The organism is Candidatus Zymogenaceae bacterium (assembly GCA_016931225.1).
Lineage (GTDB): Bacteria > Desulfobacterota > Zymogenia > Zymogenales > Zymogenaceae > JAFGFE01.
In genome coordinates this window covers 1-20,480 of sequence record JAFGFE010000002.1, presented here as the reverse complement: position 1 = coordinate 20,480, position 20,480 = coordinate 1, and the positions used below count along the sequence as shown (strand labels likewise).

Below are 20,480 nucleotides of genomic sequence, written 5' to 3'. Positions count from 1 at the left end.
ACCTGACACCGACTGTATTGTGAAGACATAATACAGGCCGCCTTCCGGGATATTTTTATCACATCGACCGCATCGATATCCAGACATATCATCCCCCCGTATGTAATCTAGAGAGCGTCTCCGCCACGATATCGATGGTAATATTCCCCGAAGAAAGAGGAACACCGGCATCGATCAATCCCCTGACAAGACCAGGAAATTCAGAAAGGGTGAAACCGATATCATCAAGCACGTCCTGAGAGTGTAGCAGGTCGCCGGGGGTTCCATGAAATACCATCTTCCCCCCATGTATCACATGCACCTCGTCCGCGAGTATCGCCTCTGCTAGGGAATGGGTGATGGAAAGAACGGTCATTCCCTCCACGTTGTTGAGGCGCCGTATCAGGTTCAATATATCCCGCCTGCCGCTCACATCCAGCATCGATGTGGCCTCGTCGAACACGATAATATCAAGGCCCATCACCAACACACCGGCGATGACGAGCCTTTGCTGCTCGCCGCCCGAGAGGTTATGCGGAAGCATTTTTGCCAGATGGGCGATATCCAGCCGCTCCATGATCTCCGCCACCATCTCGTGCATGCGGAACATCTCCACCCCCTGATTCTCGAGACCGAAAGCGATGTCCTCTTCCACAACCGCCGATACGATCTGATTCTCCGGGTTGGAAAAAACCAGTCCCACATCACCCGCGAGGGCTCCCGGGGAGAGCATCTCGTCATGTATGGTTACCGTTCCCGAGTCCGGTGAGATAATCCCCTTGACAACCTTCGCGATGGTCGTCTTCCCCGAGCCGTTGGGGCCGATCAGTGCGGCATACCTCCCCCGGGGAACCGAGAGGTTCACTCCGTCCAGCGCCTTTGTTTCAATGCCGTCTCGAGATCGGAACGTTACGGTGACACCTTCGAGCCGTATCACCGATCGCCCTTGACCCTTTTGAAGAACTTATCGTTAAAATCATCCAGAATCATGTAGAAACAGGGGATGATGAGAAGTGTCAATATTGTGGCGAACGCCAAGCCCCACACAATGGATATCGCCATGGGTGCCAGATACGGCTCCTTGCCGCCAAGTCCAAAAGCCATGGGTCCAAGGCCGCCGATTGTGGTCAGGGTTGTGAGGAGTACCGGGCGAAGCCTGATTTTTCCGGATTCCAGCACCGCGTCGTACACTTTCTTCCCCTCGGTGCGGGCGCGATTGATAAAATCCACCAGCACCAGTGAATCGTTGACCACAATTCCGACAAGTGCCACGACGCCGATGACCGCAAGCAGCGAGAGCTCCACATCCATAATAAACAGCCCGAGGACCACTCCGATAAAGGAGAAGGGTACGGTGATCATAATGATGATCGGCTGGGAAAACGACTTGAACAGGGCCGCCAGGATGATGTAGATAATTGCTATGGCAAGCCAAAACGCCTGGAACATCGATTTTATCGACTCCTGGGTGTCCTCATACTCTCCGCCGTAATGGAAGGTATATTCGGGATCCTCGCTGCTGACTGTACCGAACTTTTCAATGAGCTGTTCGTTTACCTTGCTCGATGTGGTCACACCCTTTTCGATATCGGCGGTAACAGTAATTGTCCGCTCCTTCTCGCTGTGACGGATGATCAGTATCCCCCGGCCGTATTCGATCTCCGCGAAGCTCTTTATGGGAATACGCTCGCCGTTTGTGCTCGGCACGGAGAAGTTCATAAGGTAATCCGGGTTCTGGAATTCCTCGTCGTATTTGACGATGATATCGATGCTCTTGTCGCCCCGGCGGATGGTTCCCGCATCCCCGCCGGTGAAGGCATGTCGTATTTCCGTGGCCACCGAGGCCACATTCAATCCCAGGGAGCGGACCTTGTGCTCGTCTATGATGATGCGAACCTCTTCCTTCCCCCTCTCGAAATCATCATCAATGTCCTTCACCCCTTCAATTGTCTCAAGCTCCGCCTTGAAATCCTCGGCCAACCGTTCCATGACTGCATAGTCATCGCCCCGGATTTCCACCGAAACCGGTTTACCGGTGGGGGGACCCCCGGTTATCTCCGTAAACCGTATCGACTCGGGACCCGGTATCTTGGCTATGTCCTTTCTGAGTTCCTTTATTATCTCATCCGCCCCCACATCCTCATAGCCATGCTCGGTCAATTCCACCCACACCTGTCCCACATACGACCCCTCCAGGGGTGCGGCACCGGTCTCCAGATACCCGACAAGACTGATAACCGCCGCTACGTCCTCTTTGGGCAGCTCCAGCACCAGCTTTTCCACCTCACTGACGACCCGATCGGTCTCGTCCTTGTTGCTGTCCACCGGATTGATGATGTCGATCATGAACTGCTCCGAACGGACCTTGCCCATGAAGACGAAATCCATGGTTAGGGCGGCGGTGACGATGGTCACGAGCGCCACACCGAACAGGCCGAAGAATATAACATACCTCCGCCTGAGGAACGACTCCAGAAGGTTGCCGTAGGCGTCCCGTATGTGTCGAAACCAGGCCCGTGCCTCCTTTTGTGTGTCATCCACCCGGACCTTGACGAACTCGGCCAGATGAGACGGCAGCACCAGAAACGCCTCCAAGAGAGAGGCCAGGAGGGTCAAAATGACCACCTCGGGAATGACCCGCATAAACTTGCCGGTGATGCCTGCGATCATCAACAGCGGCAGGAAGGCGGCGATGTTCGTGGCAATAGCGGCGACAACGGGAAGACCCACCTCCTCCGCGCCGACGATGGCTGCCTCGGATGGAGACAGGCCCATTTCACGGTAGCGGAAGACGTTTTCCGCCACCACAATGGCGTCGTCCACGACAATTCCGAGCACAAGGATGAGGGCGAACATGGAGAGCATGTTCAGGCTCATTCCCATGTAATACATGATAACAAGGGCGAGCAAAAAGGAAAACGGAATACCCATCGCCGCCCAGAAGGCCACCCGGGATTCAAGAAAGGTATACAGAATCAACAGCACCAGAAACAGACCGATGATGCCGTTGATGATGAGTGTCTGCTGCCTCCGCTCGACGTACTTTGAGTAATCCTGGACCAGATCGATTTTCGCACCGGCAGGAAGATACTTTTTCTCTTCCTCAACAAGCCGCTTCACCTCGTCGACGATGTCAATGATGTCACCGTCGGCCTTCTTGTTGATGAATATGGCTATGGTTTTCCTGCCGTTTATTCTTCCGTAGACATCTTCTTCTTCGAAGGTCTCCACAACGTCGGCGACATCATCCACCGTGATGTTTCCGGTGGGGAGCGTACGAATGACGACCTCTTCGATATCGTCGGATTCCTCCACCTCACCCATGGTGCGGATTAAAAGCTCCTTTCGACCCACGTCGAATGAGCCGCCGGGGATGTTGAGGTTCCTGGACTTGATGGCGTTTATTATTTCGGTCAGGGAAAGATTCGCGGCCTCCACCCTGCGGGGATCCACCTGAACCCACATCTCCGTATCGCGATATCCCCAGGTATCAACGCTCCCGATGCCGTCGATGAGCTCTATCTTTTTCTTGAGTCGGTCCGTCGATTCCTGCAGGAATTCCTCGGGGATATCGCCCCCCATCGCCACGGTAATGGCCGGGAACTCAGCACTGAGCTTTATGAACTCGGTCTGTTCTATATCATCGGGAAGATCCTCGACCTTGTCCACCTCATTTTTGATGTCATTGAACAGCTGATCCAGCTTCAGGCCGTCTATCTCGCTCTCCGCCTGGATAATAATGGTGGAAACCCCCTCCCGCGTCCGGGAATTCAGGGTGTCTATGCCGTCCACGTCGGCTATCTCGTCTTCTATCGGCTTGGTAACGGTCTTCTCTATCTCTTCGGGAGACGCCCCCGGATATGGAGTGATAATGATAATATATCCATAGGCTATCGGCGGAAAGATCTCCCGATTCAGGTTTGCGGTAAAAATCACCCCCAGCACGAACACCGCAATGGTGATCATATTTACCAGAACCGGATTATTAACGGAAAATTTCGGTAATGACATGTTGATCAGCCTCTTTTATCATGCACGCCTACTCCGAGGCGGATTCTTCCTCAATCACTTCACCCTCAGTCACTTCACCCTCAGTCACTTCACCCTCAGTCACTTCACCCTCAGTCACTTCACCCTCAGTCACTTCACCCTCAATCACTTCAACCTCAACCCCTTCATCCACATTTTCCTTGCCCAGATCAACTATCAGCTCGCCCGGCGAAATTCCCGCCACTACCTCAACCATCACTCCCTCGGTAATACCCAGCTCAAGATCCCGTTTATGGGTGACTCCGTCGTTCAAAACAAAACAGTAGGGATCGACCATCTCATCTCCGGCATACATGATGACATCCGTGGGGACGATTGTCACATCAGTTTTCTCTTCAATAATGATGCGAACATCTCCGAACATACCGGGCCACACCTGTTTCGGCCTTTCATCAATAAAAACTTCCACGTATGCGGTTCTGGTATCCGAGTTCAGAATCGGGCTGACTTTCGAGACGACACCCTCAAACCAGATATCGGGAGCGGTGGGCACGCGGACCTCCGCCGGCATACCGACATCGATCAAACCGAGCTCCGTATCGGACACCTTAAGTGTCACCCTGAGCCCTTCTCCTCCCACCACGAGGGATACCGGAGTCTGGAGAGTGGCGATTTCTCCAACGTCAAGATAATTATAACCGACAATGCCAGAAATGGGCGACTCCACCACCACCGGTTTGTATTCCTCCCAGGTTTCCAGTCTCTTCAACAGCGCCAGGGTTTCACCTTTTCTCACCCGCTCCCCTTCTTCGACATAGTATCGAAGGAGCGTGCCGGATATGACTGGATAGACGATGGCCTGTTCCTCACCCTGGATATCCCCGCTGTAAAACAGCGTATCCCTGATGTCGCCGGTTACCACCTCCACGGTGGTCACCGGAATCAGGTATTCTTTTTCACCGTCGTCCTTCTGAAACAGCTTTGAGGTCAGCAGACGGTATATGATCAAAATAAACAAAACAGCGCCGATCACGGCGACTATCCGATATATTCTTCTTTTCATTCTTTCGTCCACGAACTTCCCCTTTTAATAAAAAAGGCAAGTACTACACCTTGCCTCTTTTATTCATTCAGAATTGTAACGCGATGTTACCTGTACATACATATTTCACGGTTAGTGATGAAACCGAATTGTGAACACCTCTGGTTTCATATTTCTCCCAATTCGTATTCCATTCTCTCCCGTCCCGTCCCCGTTTCCTCCCCTCTTTATTCCCTCGTCCCTTTTCTTTCTCCTTTCCCATTCCTTCTCTTTCCCGTCTTCTATCCATGCCCTTGTTGTTTTATTTACCGGCATCTTTTGCCTTATCGCTCTTCTCTTTTGCACCGCCGGCCGGTTTTTCAGCAGATTTCTTCGTCTGAGTCTTCTTCGGAGCGTCTTTGGCAACCGTCTTCTTCGCGTCTTCCTTGCTGGTCGTTTTTTTTGCCGCGGGTTTCTTTACCGTCTTTTCCTTTTTATCGCCGGATGCGGCCTTCGTCGCCTTTGTTTCTTTTTCATCCGCCGCCTTCGTCTTTTTTACATCCTTTTTCTCGCCGGTCGGCGCTGCGGCCTTTTTTTTCTCCTTCGACGGTTTTGCGGCGGGAGCCTTCTTTTTCTCTTTCGGCTTCTTCTTTTCATCCGCAGGGAGAAGCTCGATGACGGCCATCCTAGCATTGTCGCCCACGCGCCTTCCCAGCTTCATGATTCTCGTGTACCCACCCTTACGATCGCTGAATCGCTCTGCGTAATCCGAAAAGACCTTCTCCACAACGTCTCTTTTCCTCAGAAACGAAAGCGCCTGCCTTCGGGCATGGAGATCGCCCCTTTTCCCGAGGGTTATCATCTTTTCAGCGTAACGTCTGAGTTCTTTCGCCTTCGCTTCTGTCGTCTCTATACGCTCCACTTCCAAAAGAGACGTGGTGATGTTTCTCAACATCGCCTTTCTATGGCTTGTGTTGCGTCCGAGCCTTCGTCCTGCTTTTTGGTGCCGCATGATCCTGTTTCCTTACAAAACGCCGTCAGTCATCAGACGTCGATATCGAGGTGATCTTGTTCTTCGATAGAGGGAAGATCCTTTGGGGGCCAGTTTTCAAGCTTCATGCCGAATCGAAGCCCCATGTCCGTGAGGATCTCCTTTATCTCGTTCAAGGATTTTCTTCCGAAGTTCTTTGTTTTGAGCATCTCCATTTCCGTCATTTGAACGAGATCACCAATGTACTTGATGTCCGCATTCTTCAGACAGTTTGAGGAGCGCACTGAAAGCTCAAGCTCGCTGACCGGTCTAAGGAGGTTCTCATTGAACTCCTCGGAGTCATCGCCGCGATCGTCGGCCTCTTCCTCGGAGTCTTCGACGAAGTTAATGAAGATATTCATATGCTCCTTCAAAATCTTCGCCGAAAAGGCAATGGCGTCTTCCGGTCGGACACTACCGTCCGTCCATACCTCCAGTGTCAGCTTGTCATAGTCGGTCATTTGTCCGACCCGTGCCTGGGTTACCAGGTAATTTACCTTCTTTATCGGCGAAAACACCGCATCTATGGGAATCGTTCCGATGGGCTCGTCTTCCTCAAGATCCCGTTCCGCCGGGATGTATCCCCTTCCCCAGTCCACAATCATCTCCATATTCAAAGCGCCATCCTTCGAGAGGGTGGCGATGTGATGATCCGGATTGAGTATCTTCACCGAGTCGTCACAGAGGATGTGTCCCGCCTTGACGACCTGTTCTCCCTTCGCTTCAATTCTGATGGTTTTCGGCCCCTCGCCGTGGAGCTTGAGCCGTATGCCTTTCAGGTTCAGGATGATATCCGTAACATCCTCTGAAACGCCGTCAATGGTGGTAAACTCGTGCATGACATCCTCTATCTTTACGGATGTAATGGCGGCTCCCATCAATGACGAGAGGAGTATCCTCCTCAGAGAGTTTCCTATGGTAATGCCGAATCCCCGCTCGAAGGGCTCGGCCACGAATTTTCCGTAAAATTCCGTATTGTCATCACTGTCGACGACCATTCGCTTCGGCTTTATCAGCTCGCGCCAGTTCGCCTGCAGATGTGTCTGTAATGTTACGGTCATGGGCCCTCCTTACCATGAAACCCCGTTACCCGTACCCGGTCGGTACGACGTTACTTAGAGTAAAGCTCCACGATCAGGTTTTCCGATATCGGCATCGTGAGCTCTTCCCGGGTGGGCAACACCTTAATGGTTCCCGAAAAAGAGGCATTGTCATAGTCGAGCCACGAGGGTATCCCCCTCCGCGCAACCGTCTCGAGGGAATCCTTTATCCTGTCAATTTTACGGCTCTTTTCCCGCAGAGTGATGACATCTCCCGGTTTCACAAGATACGAGGGAATATCTACTTTTCGATCATTGACTATGAAGTGTCCGTGTCTTACGAGTTGCCGCGCCTCGTTACGGGAGCTGGCAAATCCAAGCCGAAAAACCATGTTATCGAGCCTTCTTTCCAGAAGGATCAGAAGATTTTCACCCGTCGGACCGCGCATTTTATCCGCGGTTTTGAAATACCGGTGAAACTGGTTTTCCAGCAGGCCGTACATTCTCTTGACTTTTTGCTTTTCACGAAGCTGGTTGCCGTATTCGGAAAACTTCGCCCTCCCTTGGCCATGTTCACCCGGGGGATAATTCCTTCGCTCAACGGCGCATTTTTCCGAAAAACACCGGTCGCCCTTCAGGAAAAGCTTCATGCCCTCCCGTCTGCACAACCGACATACTGAACCCCTGTACCTTGCCACAAGTTTCCTCCAATCAGAAGCTGCCTCAGGCTTTCATTTATTGATGATACGGTGACATTACACGCGCCGCTTTTTCGGCGGACGACACCCGTTATGTGGGATGGGCGTGACATCTCGAATCACGTTGACCTCCAGCCCCGCCGCCTGCAGCGCACGAAGGGCGGCTTCACGACCCGACCCGGGCCCCTTGACATGTACGTCCACCGTTCTCATCCCATGCTCCATCGCCTTTCGTGCCGCATCCTGGGCCGCGGTCTGTGCCGCGAAGGGGGTGCTTTTTCGCGATCCCTTAAATCCCTGGGACCCGGAGCTCGACCATGCCAGGACATTGCCCGACAAGTCGGTAATGGTAACTATGGTATTGTTGAATGTCGACTGGATATGCGCGACGCCGGTCTGGACGTTTTTCTTCTCTTTTTTCTTGCGGACGATCCGTTTACCACGTGCCATGGTGATCCTCGATATCTACTTGCTTTATTTTTTCTTGATTTTCACGCGTCTCGGACCTTTCCTTGTCCGGGCGTTCGTTGATGTGCGTTGGCCCCGTACCGGCAGTCCCTTCCTGTGTCTCAATCCGCGATAGTTACCCAGATCCATGAGCATTTTAATGTTCATGGAACGTTCCTTACGCAGATCACCCTCAACCATATACTTCGCATCGATGATGTCTCGAATCGCAGTGATTTCCTTGTCGGTCAGATCATCGGTGCTGGTATTGTAATCGATGCCGGCCTCATCGAGGATTTTTTGCGATATCGTTCGGCCGATCCCGTAAATATAGGTCAAACCGATTTCTATCCGCTTCTTCTTTGGCAGGTCTACACCCGCAATCCGTGCCACGGCCGCCTCCTCTTTTGTATGCTCTTATCCTTGCCGTTGTTTATGCTTGGGGTTTTCGCAGATAATCCTCACAACCCCTTTTCGCCTGATGATCTTGCATTTGTCGCAGATCTTCTTAACCGATGCGCGCACTTTCATTGTACAATCACTCCCCTGTATGCTGTGTCGTCTTCCCTACTTGGAACGATAAATGATCCGGCCTCTGGTCAAATCGTAGGGGGACAACTCCACGGTGACGGTATCACCTTTCAAAATTTTGATAAAGTGCATCCTCATCTTGCCCGATATATGGGCAAGCACCGTATGTCCGTTTTCCAACTCTACTCGAAACATGGCATTGGGAAGAATTTCCGAAACGGTACCCTGCACTTCTATGGCTTCTTCTTTCGCCATGTGCTCAGAACTCCTAATGAATTCCCGTTAACCATCCAGCACGTCCGTCACGCGCTGGAATATCTCTTTGATCTCTCCCGATCCAGGAATCGATCGAACCAAATCTTTCTTGGAATAATACGCGATGAGAGGCTCCGTCTGGTTTTTATAGACCTTCAGACGTGATACGATGGTTTCCTCCTTGTCGTCGTCCCGCTGGTACAACTCGCCGCCGCACTTGTCGCACACGCCGTCCTTCTTCGGCGGTCCAAACGTCACGTGGTACATGGCTCCGCACCCCTTGCAGGTCCTCCTTCCGGTCAGTCGGGTAATAAGCTCCCGTTCGTCGACCTCGATGCTGACGACATGGGAAATACCGTCACCCAGGGCGTCGAGGATTCCGTCGAGGGACTCGGCCTGCTTCACCGTGCGGGGAAATCCATCGAGAATATACCCGTTTTTGCAGTCAGGTTCCTGGAGTCGCTCGCGCACCAGCCCGATGACAACATCGTCGGGCACCAGGTCACCGGCATCCATATACTCTTTCGCCTCTTTTCCCAGCTTTGTGCCGGCGGCAACCGCGCCTCGGAGTATGTCTCCCGTGGAAATCTGAGGAATGTTGTAACGATCCACCAGCATCTTCGCCTGTGTTCCCTTACCCGCCCCCGGGGGTCCGAGTAATACCAGATTCAGCTTAGCAGTCATTGCTCTCTCTCTTCCGTCTCAGTGATATGGTAATTGTTCGTTGTTTCTCGTTTTGAGTATAGTATGATACCCGCCGACATCCCCTCGCAGCATTCGTGTGTCCTGTATCGGACCTTACCTGCGTCCCTTCACCCTCCCCTTTTTCAAAAATCCCTCGTAGTGTCTGGTGATCATGTGGGACTCGATCTGCTGCACGAAATCCAGCGCAACGCCGACGACGATCAAAAGCGCTGTGCCGCCGAAATAGAACGGAACGTTGAAATTCGCAATCAGGATGGTCGGCAATACGCAGACCGCGGAGACATAGAACGCACCCACGAGGGTGATTCTCGTCAGTACCTTGTCGATATAATCCGCGGTGCGCTTCCCCGGCCTGATTCCCGGGATAAATCCGCCATAGCGCTTCATATTATCTGCCACATCCACAGGATTGAACGTAACGGCGGTGTAAAAATAACAGAAGAAGATAATCAGGAGAACATACAATACATTATAGACTATCTGGGTCGGATAAAACTGGGCCACCAGCTTCTCCAGCCAGATATGCTGTTCCATCTGATCCTTGAGGAGAAAGTCCGCAATAGTCAGGGGGAACATCAAGATCGATGATGCGAAAATCGGCGGTATAACCCCCGATGTGTTTATCTTGAGGGGAAGATGCGTGCTGCTCCCGCCGTACATGCGACGCCCCACGACCCGCTTTGCATACTGAACGGGGAGTCTTCGCTGGCCCCGCTCCATGAATATGATCGCCCCGACAACGACCACCATCATCACGATAATCGCCACGAACACCAGGGGCTCTATGCCCCCCTCTCCCATCATGCCGACTGATTGTATGATCGCCGACGGCATTCTGGCGACGATACCGGCGAAGATGATCAGCGAGATCCCGTTTCCGATGCCCCGTTCCGTGATCTGTTCGCCCAGCCACATGATAAACGCGGTTCCGGCGGTCAGCGTAATAACCGTCATGATGCGAAACGACCATCCGGCCGTCAGCACCACCGGCGCCCCACTGGGGCTGGTCATCTGTTCCAGGCCGAAGCCGATGAAAAGTCCCTGTATGGCGGACAGTACAACCGTGCCGTATCGCGTGTACTGGGTGATCTTCTTTCTTCCCTCTTCCCCCTCCCTTGAGAGACGCTCAAGGTACGGGATGACCACGGTTAAAAGCTGCAGGATAATCGAGGCGCTGATATAGGGCATGATTCCCAGCGCGAACACAGAAAGGTTCCGCAGTCCGCCGCCTGCAAACATATCGAAAAATCCCAAAAGCGTACCCTGTGCGGTCTGATCAAAAAACTCGCCTAATGCCACCGCATCTATGCCCGGGGTTGGAATGTGAACGCCTACGCGATACACCGCCAACAGGGCAAAGGTCATCAGCAGCCGCCGCCTCAGCTCGGGGATTTTAAATATGTTTTGGAATCCTTCAGCCAATTCAGATTACCTCCGCTTTGCCGCCCTTCGCCTCTATCTTCTCCTTGGCGGTCTTTGAAAATTTATGCGCCCGGACGGTCAGCGCCTTCTCCATATCGCCCACACCCAGCACCTTCACACCGTCCTTGGTCTTTTTGATTTTTTTGTTTTCAACCAGAATCGCCGCATCCACCGTCCCGTTGTCCTCGAGACGTACCAGATCCCTGATATTTATAACGGCATACTCTTTTTTGAAGATATTCGTAAAGCCGCGCTTCGGGACGCGCCGAATGAGGGGCATCTGGCCGCCCTCAAAACCGGGCCTGGGTCGACCGCCCGCACGGGACCGCTGGCCCTTGTGTCCGCGGCCCGCGGTTTTACCGTAGCTGGCTTCACCCCTGCCGACCCGTTTCCTTTTGCGTACCGCTCCTTTTGTCGGTTTCAGACTGGACAGATCCATCTCTCACTCCTCTACCTTCACCAGATGGCAAACCTTGTTGATCATTCCCCTGGTTTCGGGGGTGTCGGGAAGCTCTACGGTCCGGTGCATTTTCCCAAGACCCATTCCCTTCAGCACCCTCCGATGCTTCTCCGGACGCCCGATCCCGCTTCTAATCTGCGTAACCCGGATTGTCTTTTCGTTTTTCTTGGCCATATGTGCGTAACCTCAATCCATTTACGCCGATATCTCTTCGACGCTTTTACCGCGAATTTTAGCGATTTCCCTGGGGCTTTTCAACTGCATCAGTCCGTCGAGGGTCGCCTTCACGAGATTATGGGGATTATGAGAGCCGAGACATTTCGTGAGAATGTTCTTTATACCCGCCGTTTCCACAACGGCACGGACCGCCCCGCCGGCAATGATTCCGGTACCTTCCGACGCCGGCTTGAGCAGTACCTTCCCCGACCCATAACGACCGATGACGTCATACGGGATGGTGGATTCCAGAAGCGGTATCGAGACCATGCTCTTCTTCGCCTTTTCCACACCCTTTCTGATGGCCTCGGGAACTTCCTGGGCCTTGCCCATGCCGTAGCCCACCCTGCCGTTGCCGTCGCCGACCACAACAATCGCGGAAAAGGAAAAACGTCGTCCGCCCTTTACAACCTTGGCCACCCTGTTTATATGGACAACCTTATCTATCAGTTCATAATCATCCGGTAACACTGACATATCGTACGCTCAGCTCCTGAATGGTCGGTTTAAAACAAGAGACCGCCCTCGCGAGCGGCGTCCGCCAACGCCTTCACGCGGCCATGAAAAAGATAGCTGCCCCTATCGAACACCACCCGCTCGACACCCGCATCCTTCGCCTTCTTCGCGATGTCCGTTCCCACCTGTTTCGCCGCGTCTATGTTGCCGCCGGAGCCTTTCTTCTTGAATTTTTTGGCCAGGTCTTTTTCCCGGGTGGACGACGCAGCAAGGGTCACCCCTTTCGAATCATCGATTATCTGAACGTATATATGCTTGTTGCTGCGAAAGACCGTCAGCCGGGGCCTTTCCGACGTACCACGGATTTTCAGGCGAGTCCGCCGCTTTCTTCTGATCGCCCTTTCGGTTTTCCTCTGTAAGCTCTTCACGGCTGTGGCTCCTTACACGCCGGTCTTCCCGGCCTTACGTTTGATGTGCTCGTTGAGATACCTGATGCCTTTTCCCTTGTACGGCTCCGGCTTCCTGATCGACCTGATCTCCGAGGCAACCTGTCCCACGAGCTGTTTGTCGATACCCGACACGGTGATAACAGTATTCTTGTCAACCGAGGCGGATATCCCCTCGGGCAGCTCATATTTCACCGGATGGGAATAGCCCACGTTCAGCGTCAGATTGTTCCCTTCAACCTCCGCCCGGTATCCCAGACCGTTGATTTCAAGCGTCTTTGAAATACCCTCGGAGACTCCCTGGACCATGTTTGCGATCAGGGCACGATACAGCCCCTGAAAGGATCTCGCCTTTCTTGATCCATCGGCGCTTTTTACTTCGATATGTGCATCCGTCACATCTATCGAAACACCGTTTGAGAAACTCTGTGACAGAGATCCCTTCGGGCCGGAAACCTTGACGACGTCTCCGGTCACCTCCACGGTGACCCCCGATGGAATCTCGATCGGCTTTTTCCCTATTCGTGACATGTATATAATCCTCAATAAGCGCGTGTCGTTGACGAGTATGTTCGCCTGTCCTCTCGTCCGGTGTACCCGCGAGATTGTGTATTGCACGTTATCCGAGTAAACCGTCTCTTTAAAAAACGGTTTACATCGAGGCGGTACCTACCACACCTCCAGCAAAAACTCCCCGCCGATATGCTCTTCTCGGGCCTTCTGATCGCTCACGACGCCTTTCGACGTGGAGATAACACCGACGCCGAACCCCCGGAGCACCTTGGGCACCTTGTCCGCCTTGACGTATACCCTTTTCCCCGGTTTCGACACCCGTCGTATCTTTGTGATCACGCCCGTGTTGTCGTCATATTTCAGGTGAATTCGGATAATGTTCTGCTTATTATCCTCGATAACCTTATATCCGTTGATATACCCTTCATCCATCAGCACTTTGGCGATATCCACTTTTATGTTGGATGATGGGATATCCACCTTCTCGTGTTTTGCCTGGATACCGTTTCTAATGCGTGTCAGCATATCCGCGATGGGATCGGTCATGCTCATGGCTCATGCTCCTCGCTACCAACTGGATTTAATCACCCCCGGGATGTCTCCTCGGGATGCGAGCTTACGAAAGCAAATTCTGCACATATCGAATTTCCGATAATATGCCCGAGGTCTCCCGCATAGGGGGCATCGATTGTATTCACGCACACGAAACTTCTGCTTTCTTTTGGCTTTTGCTTTCAGAGATTTCCGTGCCACTCTGCTTTCCTTTCATACATCGTGTCCATCACCCACTGATGTCCACGTCGATTGTGCACTTTTTTCATGCACGGCATGGTTGAATCACCATCGTACGAGGAGCTTTTTCTCCTCAACTACTTGGCAAACGGCATTCCCAGATGGGTCAATAGCGCCCTTCCCTCTTCATCCGTCCGCGCCGTTGTGACGACGGTTATATTCAAACCCTTGATCTTGTCTATCTTGTCGTAACTTATCTCCGGGAAGATGATCTCTTCCTTGATGCCCAACGTGAAGTTCCCGCGTCCGTCGAATCCCTTGGGACTGACTCCGCGAAAGTCCCGAACCCGGGGGAGTGAGGCGTTTATCAGCCGATCGAGGAACTCGTACATTCTCTCACGCCTGAGGGTTACCATACATCCGATGGGGTTTCCCTCTCTGAGCTTGAACGACGCAATGGATTTTCTCGCCCGGGTGATGACCGGATGCTGCCCGGTCATGTTGGCGATTTCCTCCGTGGCGCTGTCGAGCACCTTGATGTTCTGAAGGGCCTCTCCCAATCCCATGTTGACCACGACCTTGGTCACCTTCGGGACTTGCATAATATTTCTATAGGAAAAATCCTTCATCATCTTGGGGATGATGTCTTTTTTATAATATTCTTTCAATCGGGCCACAGCCATGATGACACCTTTTACTTGTCGAGAATCTCGTCACATTTCCTGCAATAGCGCACCTTGGTACCGTCCTCCAGCACCTTCTTCGATACGCGAACGGGCTCCGAACATTTCGGGCACACAAGCATCACGTTCGACAGCGGTACGGGGCCCTCTTTTTCCACGATGCCACCCTGTCGGTGGGCCGACGACGGCCTGAGGCTTCGCTTGATAAAGTTCACGTTTTCAATCAGAACGTGTTCTTTTTCCAGGTTGATTCTCAGCACCTTCCCTCTTCTCCCCTTTTGTTTCCCGGAGATCACCTGCACCGTGTCGTTCTTCTTAATATTGCTTTTTTTTACCGGCATCGGTCACATCCCATTTCTGGCTACAGCACCTCTGGCGCCAGCGAAATAATTTTCATAAACCGCTTTGCCCTCAGCTCCCGGGCGACGGGGCCGAATATTCGGGTCCCGATAGGATCTCCCTGGGCGTTGATGAGTACCGCGGAATTGTCGTCGAATTTGATATATGTTCCGTCGGGCCTGCGGACCTCCTTGCTGGTCCTGACTATGACGGCCTTGACCACATCGCCCTTTTTGACCCGGGCGTTGGGGATCGCTTCCCGCACGGAAACGGTCACAATATCGCCCAGAGACGCATATCGCTTTCTCGAGCCGCCCAAAATCTTGATGGTAAAGAGTTTTCTGGCCCCGGAATTGTCCGCGACGTTGAGAATGGACTGCATTTGGATCATCGCATGTTCCCCCTACACCGCTTTCTCGACGATTTCTTTGAGCACCCAGCGTTTCCGCTTGCTCAGCGGACGATTCTCAGCGATCATCACTTTATCGCCGACAGTGCATTGATTTTCCGGATCGTGTGCCATGTATTTTTTCCGTCGCTTGATGTACTTCTTATAAATCGGGTGCATGAGCGTCCGCTCCACCATGACGACGATCGTCTTGTCCATCTTGTCGCTGACCACCCTGCCGTTGAGTATGCGCTTATTGCCCTGGCTACTCATTGCCTGCACTCCTCTCAATTTCGTGGATGATCGTCTTGACCCGTGCGATTTCCCGCCTCGTGATACCGATCTTCATCTTGTTTTCAAGCTGGTTGGCCGCCCGCTGAAATCGCAGGTTGAACAGCTCCTGGGCCAGCTCCGTCTCTTTTTCCTTGAGCTCTTCTATGGAGAGTTCTCTCATTTCACTAGGCTTCATACTGCGTGCTCCTCGAGACGAATCGGGTTTTTATCGGGAGTTTGTGGGATGCCAGCCGCAACGCTTCGCGGGCGAGCTCTTCTGTGACACCTTCCATCTCGTACAGGATCCTTCCCGGCCTTACCACACACACCCATCCCTCCACGTTGCCCTTGCCTTTGCCCATCCGGGTTTCCGCAGGCTTCTTCGTAATAGGCTTGTCCGGAAATGCCCGGATCCACACCTTGCCGCCACGCTTGATCTTCCTGGTCATGGCGATACGGGCCGCCTCAATCTGTCGGGCGGTTAGCCACCCGGACTCCTGAGCCTGGAGGCCGTATTCGCCGAAATTCACCAGGGTGCCGGCGCTGCGGATGCCGTTCATGTTGCCTTTTTGTCGTTTTCGGTATTTAACCTTTTTGGGCATTAACATGATCTATAACTCCTCGAAATCGTCGAGCCTTCGACGTATCGTTCTATTGGATGAATTCAGTATCGGTGTAAACAATCCCGTTTATATCGGCGACTTTGCATCGGCGCTTATCACCTCGCCGTTGAACACCCATACCTTCACACCGATAATGCCGTATGTGGTCTTCGCCTCGGCCAGGCCGTAGTCGATATCCGCCCTCAGGGTGTGAAGCGGCACTCTCCCCTCACGATACCATTCCCTCCGGGCCATTTCAGCGCCGCCCAGACGACCGGCGCACGCGATACGAACACCCTCAACGCCCAGTTTGATGGCGGTGAACACGCTCTTTTTCATCGCCCTTCGAAAGGACACCCGCCGCTCGAGCTGGGTCGCAATGTTTTCCGCGATAAGCTGTGCGTTCGCCTCCGGTTTTCTGATCTCTTTGATGTTTATACTGACATCAGAGCCGGTCAGCCTCATCAGGTCCCGCCTGATGTTTTCAATCTCGGCGCCCTTTCTACCGATGATAATCCCGGGTCGGGCCGTGTAGATGTTCACCGAGGCCTTGCCCGCGGCCCGTTCTATCTCGATTTTGGAGATCCCTGCATGATAGAACTTCTTCTTGATGTGTTCCCTGATTTTCAGGTCATCATGCAGATATTTTTTGTATTCTTTCTGGGCAAACCACCGCGAATTCCAATCCTTGATGATGCCGAGCCTGAGCGAAATGGGATTAACCTTTTGTCCCACGATTATTTACTCCCCGTTATCGTTCATCCAAAATGACGGTTATATGACTGGTCCGCTTGAAGATACGCGCGTATCTCCCCATGGCGCGGGGGCGATATCGCTTCCATGTCGGCCCCTCGTCAACGAAGATACGCCTGATGTACAGGTTATCCAGATCGACGTCGATCTTTTTGTCCTCTATCATCCTGTTTGCGTTCGCCACGGCGCTGTCCAGAAGCTTCTTCACGATGTTGCTGGCCTTCTTGTCGCTGAGGACCAGAACTTCCGTGGCTTCCTGGACGTCTTTGCCGCGAACCATGTCTGCCACGGGACGCACCTTGAAAGGTGACATGCGCACATATCGAGCTTGAGCCTTTATTTCCATGATGCAACAACCCCGTTACTATTTCTTTTTGCCCCGAACCTTGGACTTCCTGTCCGCAGCATGACCGTAAAAGGTCCGCGTTGGTGAAAATTCACCCAGCTTGTACCCGACCATGTTTTCCGAAATGAATACCGGGATAAATTTCTTCCCGTTATGCACTGCGATGGTCAAACCCACCATTTCAGGAATAATGGTCGAGCGGCGGGACCATGTCTTGATGACCTGACGGTCGTTTGTGTCAACCGCTTTTGTGACCTTTTTCATCAGGTGATCGTCCACAAAGGGACCTTTTTTCAATGACCGAGGCATCGATTATTTTCTCCTCTTGACGATGTATTTGTCGGTCTGTTTGTTCTTCCTGGTTTTGTGACCCTTCGTGGGGACACCCCAGGGTGTGACCGGGTGTCTGCCGCCGGAGCTCTTTCCCTCTCCGCCGCCATGAGGATGATCTATCGGGTTCATGGCAACGCCCCGAACCTTCGGGCGGCGTCCCAGCCATCGAGACCGACCGGCCTTGCCGACGCTGATATTGCTGTGTTCTTGGTTCCCAACCTCGCCGATGGTGGCAAGACATTCCCGGCGTATCATGCGCATCTCGCCCGAGGGAAGCTTGAGGGTGACATAGTCCCCCTCCTTTGCCATCAATTGCGCTCCGGTCCCCGCAGACCGAACAATCTGCCCCCCCTTTCCCGGCTTCATCTCGATATTATGTATGACCGTACCGAGGGGTATGTTCATGAGGGGCAGGGTATTGCCCGGCTTGATCTCCGCGGTCTGGCCCGTTTGCACCGTATCGCCCACGGAAAGCCCCTCGGGGGCGAGGATATATCGCTTTTCGCCGTCCACATAGTGAAGCAGCGCGATACGGGCCGATCTGTTCGGGTCATATTCAACCGCGGCAACCTTGGCCGGAATATCCCACTTGTTGCGCTTGAAATCGACGATGCGATACCGACGCTTGTGTCCGCCGCCCCGATGACGCATGGTGATGCGCCCGTTGTTGTTTCTGCCGCCTGACTTTCTCTGTGGAGCCAACAGCGACTTCTCCGGCTTATTCTTCGTGATATCGGCAAAATCCGATACTTCCTGAAATCTTCTGCCCGGGGAAGTGGGCTTGTATCTTTTGACGGCCATCGGTTATACTCCCTCGAAGAAGTCGATCCGCTCGCCCGGCTTCAGCTTGACGATCGCTTTTTTCCAGTCGGGACGCTTGCCCATGAACCTGCCGAGCCGCTTGACTTTCCCCTTCATTTTAATCGTATGCACGTCCACCACCTTCTTTCCGAAGATCTTTTCCACCGCCTGTCGAACCTGAATCTTGGTGACGTGTACCGGCACTTTGAACGTAACCTGTTGAGCCTCTTCCTTCTGGATGTTACTCTTCTCGGTGATGATCGGCTCTAAGATGATATCGTAATATTTTTTCATGACAGCGCCTTCTCGATGATGTCGACCGCATCTTTTTTAATCACCAGGGTGTCATACCGCAGCACATCAAAGACATTCAATCCCACGGCAAGCAGCACCTTCACACCGGGCACATTTCGGGCCGAAAGGGAAAGGTTCCGATCAGGCTCCGAGACGACGACGAGCGCCTGGGAAAATCCGAGGGAGTTCATCACTTCCACAAATTTCCTGGTCTTGATCTCATCGATCCCGAGATCGTCCACGATCAAGAGCTTTCCTTCCTTGAACTTCTGGGTCAGGGCCGATCGCAGGGCGGTTTTTCTCACCTTCTTGGTGACCTTGTAGCTGTAATCCCTCGGCTTCGGGCCGAATATAATGCCGCCCCCCCGCCACAATGGAGACCTGATGGTTCCCGCTCTGGCCCTGCCGGTTCCCTTCTGGCGATAGGGCTTTTTGCCGCCCCCCCTCACCTCGCTCCTGGTCTTTGTCGAGGCGTTTCCCTTTCGCCGGTTTGCAAGCTGCATCTTGATTACGTCGTAGTAAAGATGTTCCTTGACCTCGGTGTCGAACACTCCGGGGCTCAGATCCACCTTTGAGATCGACTCGTTTTTCCCGTTATATACATCAACCTTCGGCATTGTATCGCTCCGACTCCAGCCTAATTGGCCCCTCTGATGATGATAATACCGTTCTTCGCTCCCGGGACGGCCCCCTTGATCAGGAGAACATCACGATCCGGGAAAACATCCACCACCGAAAGATTCTTGACGGTTACCCTCTCCGTGCCCTTGTGTCCCGGCATCTTTCTTCCCTTGAAGGTGCGGGCCGGCCACGCGCACATCCCGATGGCGCCTGGAGCGCGATGGAACCGGGATCCGTGGGTCTTCCGACCGCCCCCGAACCCCCATCGCTTCATAACACCGGCAAATCCCTTGCCCTTCGACCGCCCCGTCACGGTGATCTTATCGCCGACCTTGAACTGTTCGACATTCACGATCTGGCCCAGGGAAAATTCTCCGATCTGAGAATCATCCACGCGGATCTCTTTTACGACCCGGTAGGCGCTGTCACCGGCCCGTGAAAAATATCCCTGGGCGGGCTTGTTCACCTTGTCCAGCTTCTTTTTATCGAAACCGAGGGCAACCGCACTGTATCCGTTTTTTTCCGGCGTCCGTACGTCCAGCACGGGGCAGGGCCCGGCTTTTACGACGGTAACCGGTATCTGGTTGCCCATATCATCAAAGATCTGGGTCATTCCCAGTTTTTTGCCTATCATTCCGCGTGTCATTTCAGAATCCTCTCGATCCTTCGAGATGCCCTCCCGGGTTCGTCTACAGTTTTATCTCCACGTCCACGCCGGCCGATAAATCCAGACGCATTAGGGCGTCAACGGTCTGCTGGGTCGGCTCCAGAATATCAAGAAGCCGTTTGTGTGTTCTGATCTCGAACTGTTCCCGAGACTTCTTGTTTACATGGGGCGAGCGGAGTACACAGTATTTATTGATGACCGTGGGCAGGGGAATCGGCCCCGCCACCTGCGCGCCCGTTCGACGTGCGGTTTCGATGATCTCGCTTGCGGATTGATCCAGCAACTTGTGATCATACGCCTTCAGCTTGATCCTGATCTTTTGCGTGGGCATAATACACGAACCCCTTTTTCTCCGGTCTATTCCGTTATTTCGCTGATAACACCGGCGCCGACGGTACGGCCGCCCTCGCGAATGGCGAACCGAAGCTCCTTCTCCATC

The 20,480-nt window shown here is 53.1% G+C and carries 35 protein-coding genes; all 35 read right to left on the bottom strand.

Features of this window, described 5'->3' with window-relative positions; all coding sequences use genetic code 11:
* Positions 1–88: 88 nt before the first annotated feature.
* Positions 89–916 (bottom strand): ATP-binding cassette domain-containing protein, encoded by an 828-nt coding sequence (locus JW885_00235; GenBank protein ID MBN1880572.1) that lies wholly within the window; start codon positions 914–916, stop codon positions 89–91.
* Positions 913–3,990 carry an efflux RND transporter permease subunit gene (locus tag JW885_00230; protein MBN1880571.1) on the bottom strand — a complete coding sequence of 1,026 codons (3,078 nt, stop codon included), beginning with the start codon at positions 3,988–3,990 and terminating at the stop codon, positions 913–915. Before JW885_00230 ends, JW885_00235 begins: the two co-directional genes overlap by 4 nt.
* A 28-nt stretch (positions 3,991–4,018) precedes the next feature.
* Positions 4,019–5,032, bottom strand: coding sequence for an efflux RND transporter periplasmic adaptor subunit (locus JW885_00225; GenBank protein MBN1880570.1), 1,014 nt, complete (start codon positions 5,030–5,032; stop codon positions 4,019–4,021).
* 111 nt (positions 5,033–5,143) lie between these two features.
* The gene (locus JW885_00220) at positions 5,144–5,326 is read right to left on the bottom strand and encodes a hypothetical protein (GenBank protein ID MBN1880569.1); all 183 of its coding nucleotides are present in this window, start codon (positions 5,324–5,326) and stop codon (positions 5,144–5,146) included.
* Positions 5,313–6,002, bottom strand: a complete 690-nt coding sequence (rplQ, locus tag JW885_00215) for a 50S ribosomal protein L17 (protein MBN1880568.1) — start codon at positions 6,000–6,002, stop codon at positions 5,313–5,315. The genes JW885_00220 and rplQ overlap by 14 nt, the downstream gene beginning before the upstream one ends.
* 32 nt (positions 6,003–6,034) lie before the next feature.
* A complete protein-coding gene (locus JW885_00210) occupies positions 6,035–7,081 on the bottom strand; it encodes a DNA-directed RNA polymerase subunit alpha (GenBank protein MBN1880567.1) in 1,047 nt (348 codons plus the stop codon).
* A 50-nt stretch (positions 7,082–7,131) separates the two neighbouring features.
* A complete protein-coding gene (gene rpsD / locus JW885_00205; protein MBN1880566.1) occupies positions 7,132–7,758 on the bottom strand; it encodes a 30S ribosomal protein S4 in 627 nt (208 codons plus the stop codon).
* Between the two features lie 57 nt (positions 7,759–7,815).
* On the bottom strand, positions 7,816–8,208 hold the full coding sequence (rpsK, locus tag JW885_00200) for a 30S ribosomal protein S11 (GenBank protein ID MBN1880565.1): 393 nt from the start codon (positions 8,206–8,208) through the stop codon (positions 7,816–7,818).
* A gap of 24 nt (positions 8,209–8,232) precedes the next feature.
* Entirely contained in the window at positions 8,233–8,598 is a 366-nt protein-coding gene (gene rpsM, locus JW885_00195) for a 30S ribosomal protein S13 (protein MBN1880564.1), read from the bottom strand.
* A gap of 24 nt (positions 8,599–8,622) precedes the next feature.
* On the bottom strand, positions 8,623–8,736 hold the full coding sequence (gene rpmJ / locus JW885_00190) for a 50S ribosomal protein L36 (GenBank protein ID MBN1880563.1): 114 nt from the start codon (positions 8,734–8,736) through the stop codon (positions 8,623–8,625).
* Between the two features lie 36 nt (positions 8,737–8,772).
* Positions 8,773–8,991, bottom strand: a complete 219-nt coding sequence (gene infA / locus JW885_00185; protein MBN1880562.1) for a translation initiation factor IF-1 — start codon at positions 8,989–8,991, stop codon at positions 8,773–8,775.
* A 27-nt stretch (positions 8,992–9,018) separates the two neighbouring features.
* Positions 9,019–9,663: an adenylate kinase gene (locus JW885_00180; protein ID MBN1880561.1), complete on the bottom strand. Its 645-nt coding sequence runs from the start codon at positions 9,661–9,663 to the stop codon at positions 9,019–9,021.
* Positions 9,664–9,789: 126 nt separating this feature from the next.
* Entirely contained in the window at positions 9,790–11,118 is a 1,329-nt protein-coding gene (secY, locus tag JW885_00175) for a preprotein translocase subunit SecY (GenBank protein ID MBN1880560.1), read from the bottom strand.
* Between the two features lies 1 nt (position 11,119).
* Positions 11,120–11,557, bottom strand: coding sequence for a 50S ribosomal protein L15 (gene rplO / locus JW885_00170; protein ID MBN1880559.1), 438 nt, complete (start codon positions 11,555–11,557; stop codon positions 11,120–11,122).
* A gap of 3 nt (positions 11,558–11,560) precedes the next feature.
* A complete protein-coding gene (gene rpmD, locus JW885_00165; protein MBN1880558.1) occupies positions 11,561–11,752 on the bottom strand; it encodes a 50S ribosomal protein L30 in 192 nt (63 codons plus the stop codon).
* Between the two features lie 21 nt (positions 11,753–11,773).
* Positions 11,774–12,271: a 30S ribosomal protein S5 gene (gene rpsE / locus JW885_00160; GenBank protein ID MBN1880557.1), complete on the bottom strand. Its 498-nt coding sequence runs from the start codon at positions 12,269–12,271 to the stop codon at positions 11,774–11,776.
* Between the two features lie 29 nt (positions 12,272–12,300).
* Positions 12,301–12,678 (bottom strand): 50S ribosomal protein L18, encoded by a 378-nt coding sequence (locus tag JW885_00155; protein ID MBN1880556.1) that lies wholly within the window; start codon positions 12,676–12,678, stop codon positions 12,301–12,303.
* A 12-nt stretch (positions 12,679–12,690) separates the two neighbouring features.
* On the bottom strand, positions 12,691–13,227 hold the full coding sequence (gene rplF, locus JW885_00150) for a 50S ribosomal protein L6 (GenBank protein ID MBN1880555.1): 537 nt from the start codon (positions 13,225–13,227) through the stop codon (positions 12,691–12,693).
* Between the two features lie 138 nt (positions 13,228–13,365).
* Positions 13,366–13,761 (bottom strand): 30S ribosomal protein S8, encoded by a 396-nt coding sequence (rpsH, locus tag JW885_00145; protein ID MBN1880554.1) that lies wholly within the window; start codon positions 13,759–13,761, stop codon positions 13,366–13,368.
* A gap of 15 nt (positions 13,762–13,776) precedes the next feature.
* Positions 13,777–13,962, bottom strand: a complete 186-nt coding sequence (locus JW885_00140) for a type Z 30S ribosomal protein S14 (GenBank protein ID MBN1880553.1) — start codon at positions 13,960–13,962, stop codon at positions 13,777–13,779.
* Positions 13,963–14,078: 116 nt separating this feature from the next.
* Positions 14,079–14,618: a 50S ribosomal protein L5 gene (rplE, locus tag JW885_00135; GenBank protein ID MBN1880552.1), complete on the bottom strand. Its 540-nt coding sequence runs from the start codon at positions 14,616–14,618 to the stop codon at positions 14,079–14,081.
* Between the two features lie 17 nt (positions 14,619–14,635).
* Positions 14,636–14,965, bottom strand: a complete 330-nt coding sequence (locus tag JW885_00130; protein ID MBN1880551.1) for a 50S ribosomal protein L24 — start codon at positions 14,963–14,965, stop codon at positions 14,636–14,638.
* 20 nt (positions 14,966–14,985) lie between these two features.
* Positions 14,986–15,354 (bottom strand): 50S ribosomal protein L14, encoded by a 369-nt coding sequence (gene rplN / locus JW885_00125; GenBank protein ID MBN1880550.1) that lies wholly within the window; start codon positions 15,352–15,354, stop codon positions 14,986–14,988.
* A 12-nt stretch (positions 15,355–15,366) separates the two neighbouring features.
* Complete coding sequence (gene rpsQ, locus JW885_00120; protein ID MBN1880549.1) at positions 15,367–15,624, bottom strand: 30S ribosomal protein S17; 258 nt, start codon at positions 15,622–15,624, stop codon at positions 15,367–15,369.
* On the bottom strand, positions 15,617–15,820 hold the full coding sequence (gene rpmC, locus JW885_00115) for a 50S ribosomal protein L29 (GenBank protein ID MBN1880548.1): 204 nt from the start codon (positions 15,818–15,820) through the stop codon (positions 15,617–15,619). Before rpmC ends, rpsQ begins: the two co-directional genes overlap by 8 nt.
* Positions 15,810–16,232, bottom strand: coding sequence for a 50S ribosomal protein L16 (rplP, locus tag JW885_00110; protein MBN1880547.1), 423 nt, complete (start codon positions 16,230–16,232; stop codon positions 15,810–15,812). The genes rpmC and rplP overlap by 11 nt, the downstream gene beginning before the upstream one ends.
* An 81-nt stretch (positions 16,233–16,313) precedes the next feature.
* Positions 16,314–16,961: a 30S ribosomal protein S3 gene (rpsC, locus tag JW885_00105; protein ID MBN1880546.1), complete on the bottom strand. Its 648-nt coding sequence runs from the start codon at positions 16,959–16,961 to the stop codon at positions 16,314–16,316.
* Between the two features lie 16 nt (positions 16,962–16,977).
* The gene (gene rplV / locus JW885_00100; GenBank protein MBN1880545.1) at positions 16,978–17,325 is read right to left on the bottom strand and encodes a 50S ribosomal protein L22; all 348 of its coding nucleotides are present in this window, start codon (positions 17,323–17,325) and stop codon (positions 16,978–16,980) included.
* An 18-nt stretch (positions 17,326–17,343) separates the two neighbouring features.
* Positions 17,344–17,634: a 30S ribosomal protein S19 gene (gene rpsS / locus JW885_00095; GenBank protein ID MBN1880544.1), complete on the bottom strand. Its 291-nt coding sequence runs from the start codon at positions 17,632–17,634 to the stop codon at positions 17,344–17,346.
* A gap of 3 nt (positions 17,635–17,637) precedes the next feature.
* Positions 17,638–18,459 (bottom strand): 50S ribosomal protein L2, encoded by an 822-nt coding sequence (rplB, locus tag JW885_00090; GenBank protein ID MBN1880543.1) that lies wholly within the window; start codon positions 18,457–18,459, stop codon positions 17,638–17,640.
* 3 nt (positions 18,460–18,462) lie between these two features.
* On the bottom strand, positions 18,463–18,753 hold the full coding sequence (locus JW885_00085; protein ID MBN1880542.1) for a 50S ribosomal protein L23: 291 nt from the start codon (positions 18,751–18,753) through the stop codon (positions 18,463–18,465).
* The gene (rplD, locus tag JW885_00080; protein ID MBN1880541.1) at positions 18,750–19,370 is read right to left on the bottom strand and encodes a 50S ribosomal protein L4; all 621 of its coding nucleotides are present in this window, start codon (positions 19,368–19,370) and stop codon (positions 18,750–18,752) included. The genes JW885_00085 and rplD overlap by 4 nt, the downstream gene beginning before the upstream one ends.
* A 20-nt stretch (positions 19,371–19,390) precedes the next feature.
* On the bottom strand, positions 19,391–20,020 hold the full coding sequence (gene rplC, locus JW885_00075) for a 50S ribosomal protein L3 (protein MBN1880540.1): 630 nt from the start codon (positions 20,018–20,020) through the stop codon (positions 19,391–19,393).
* Positions 20,021–20,063: 43 nt separating this feature from the next.
* Entirely contained in the window at positions 20,064–20,372 is a 309-nt protein-coding gene (rpsJ, locus tag JW885_00070) for a 30S ribosomal protein S10 (protein MBN1880539.1), read from the bottom strand.
* A 26-nt stretch (positions 20,373–20,398) separates the two neighbouring features.
* The coding region (locus JW885_00065; protein MBN1880538.1) for an elongation factor Tu at positions 20,399–20,480 on the bottom strand (82 nt) is incomplete at its 5' end.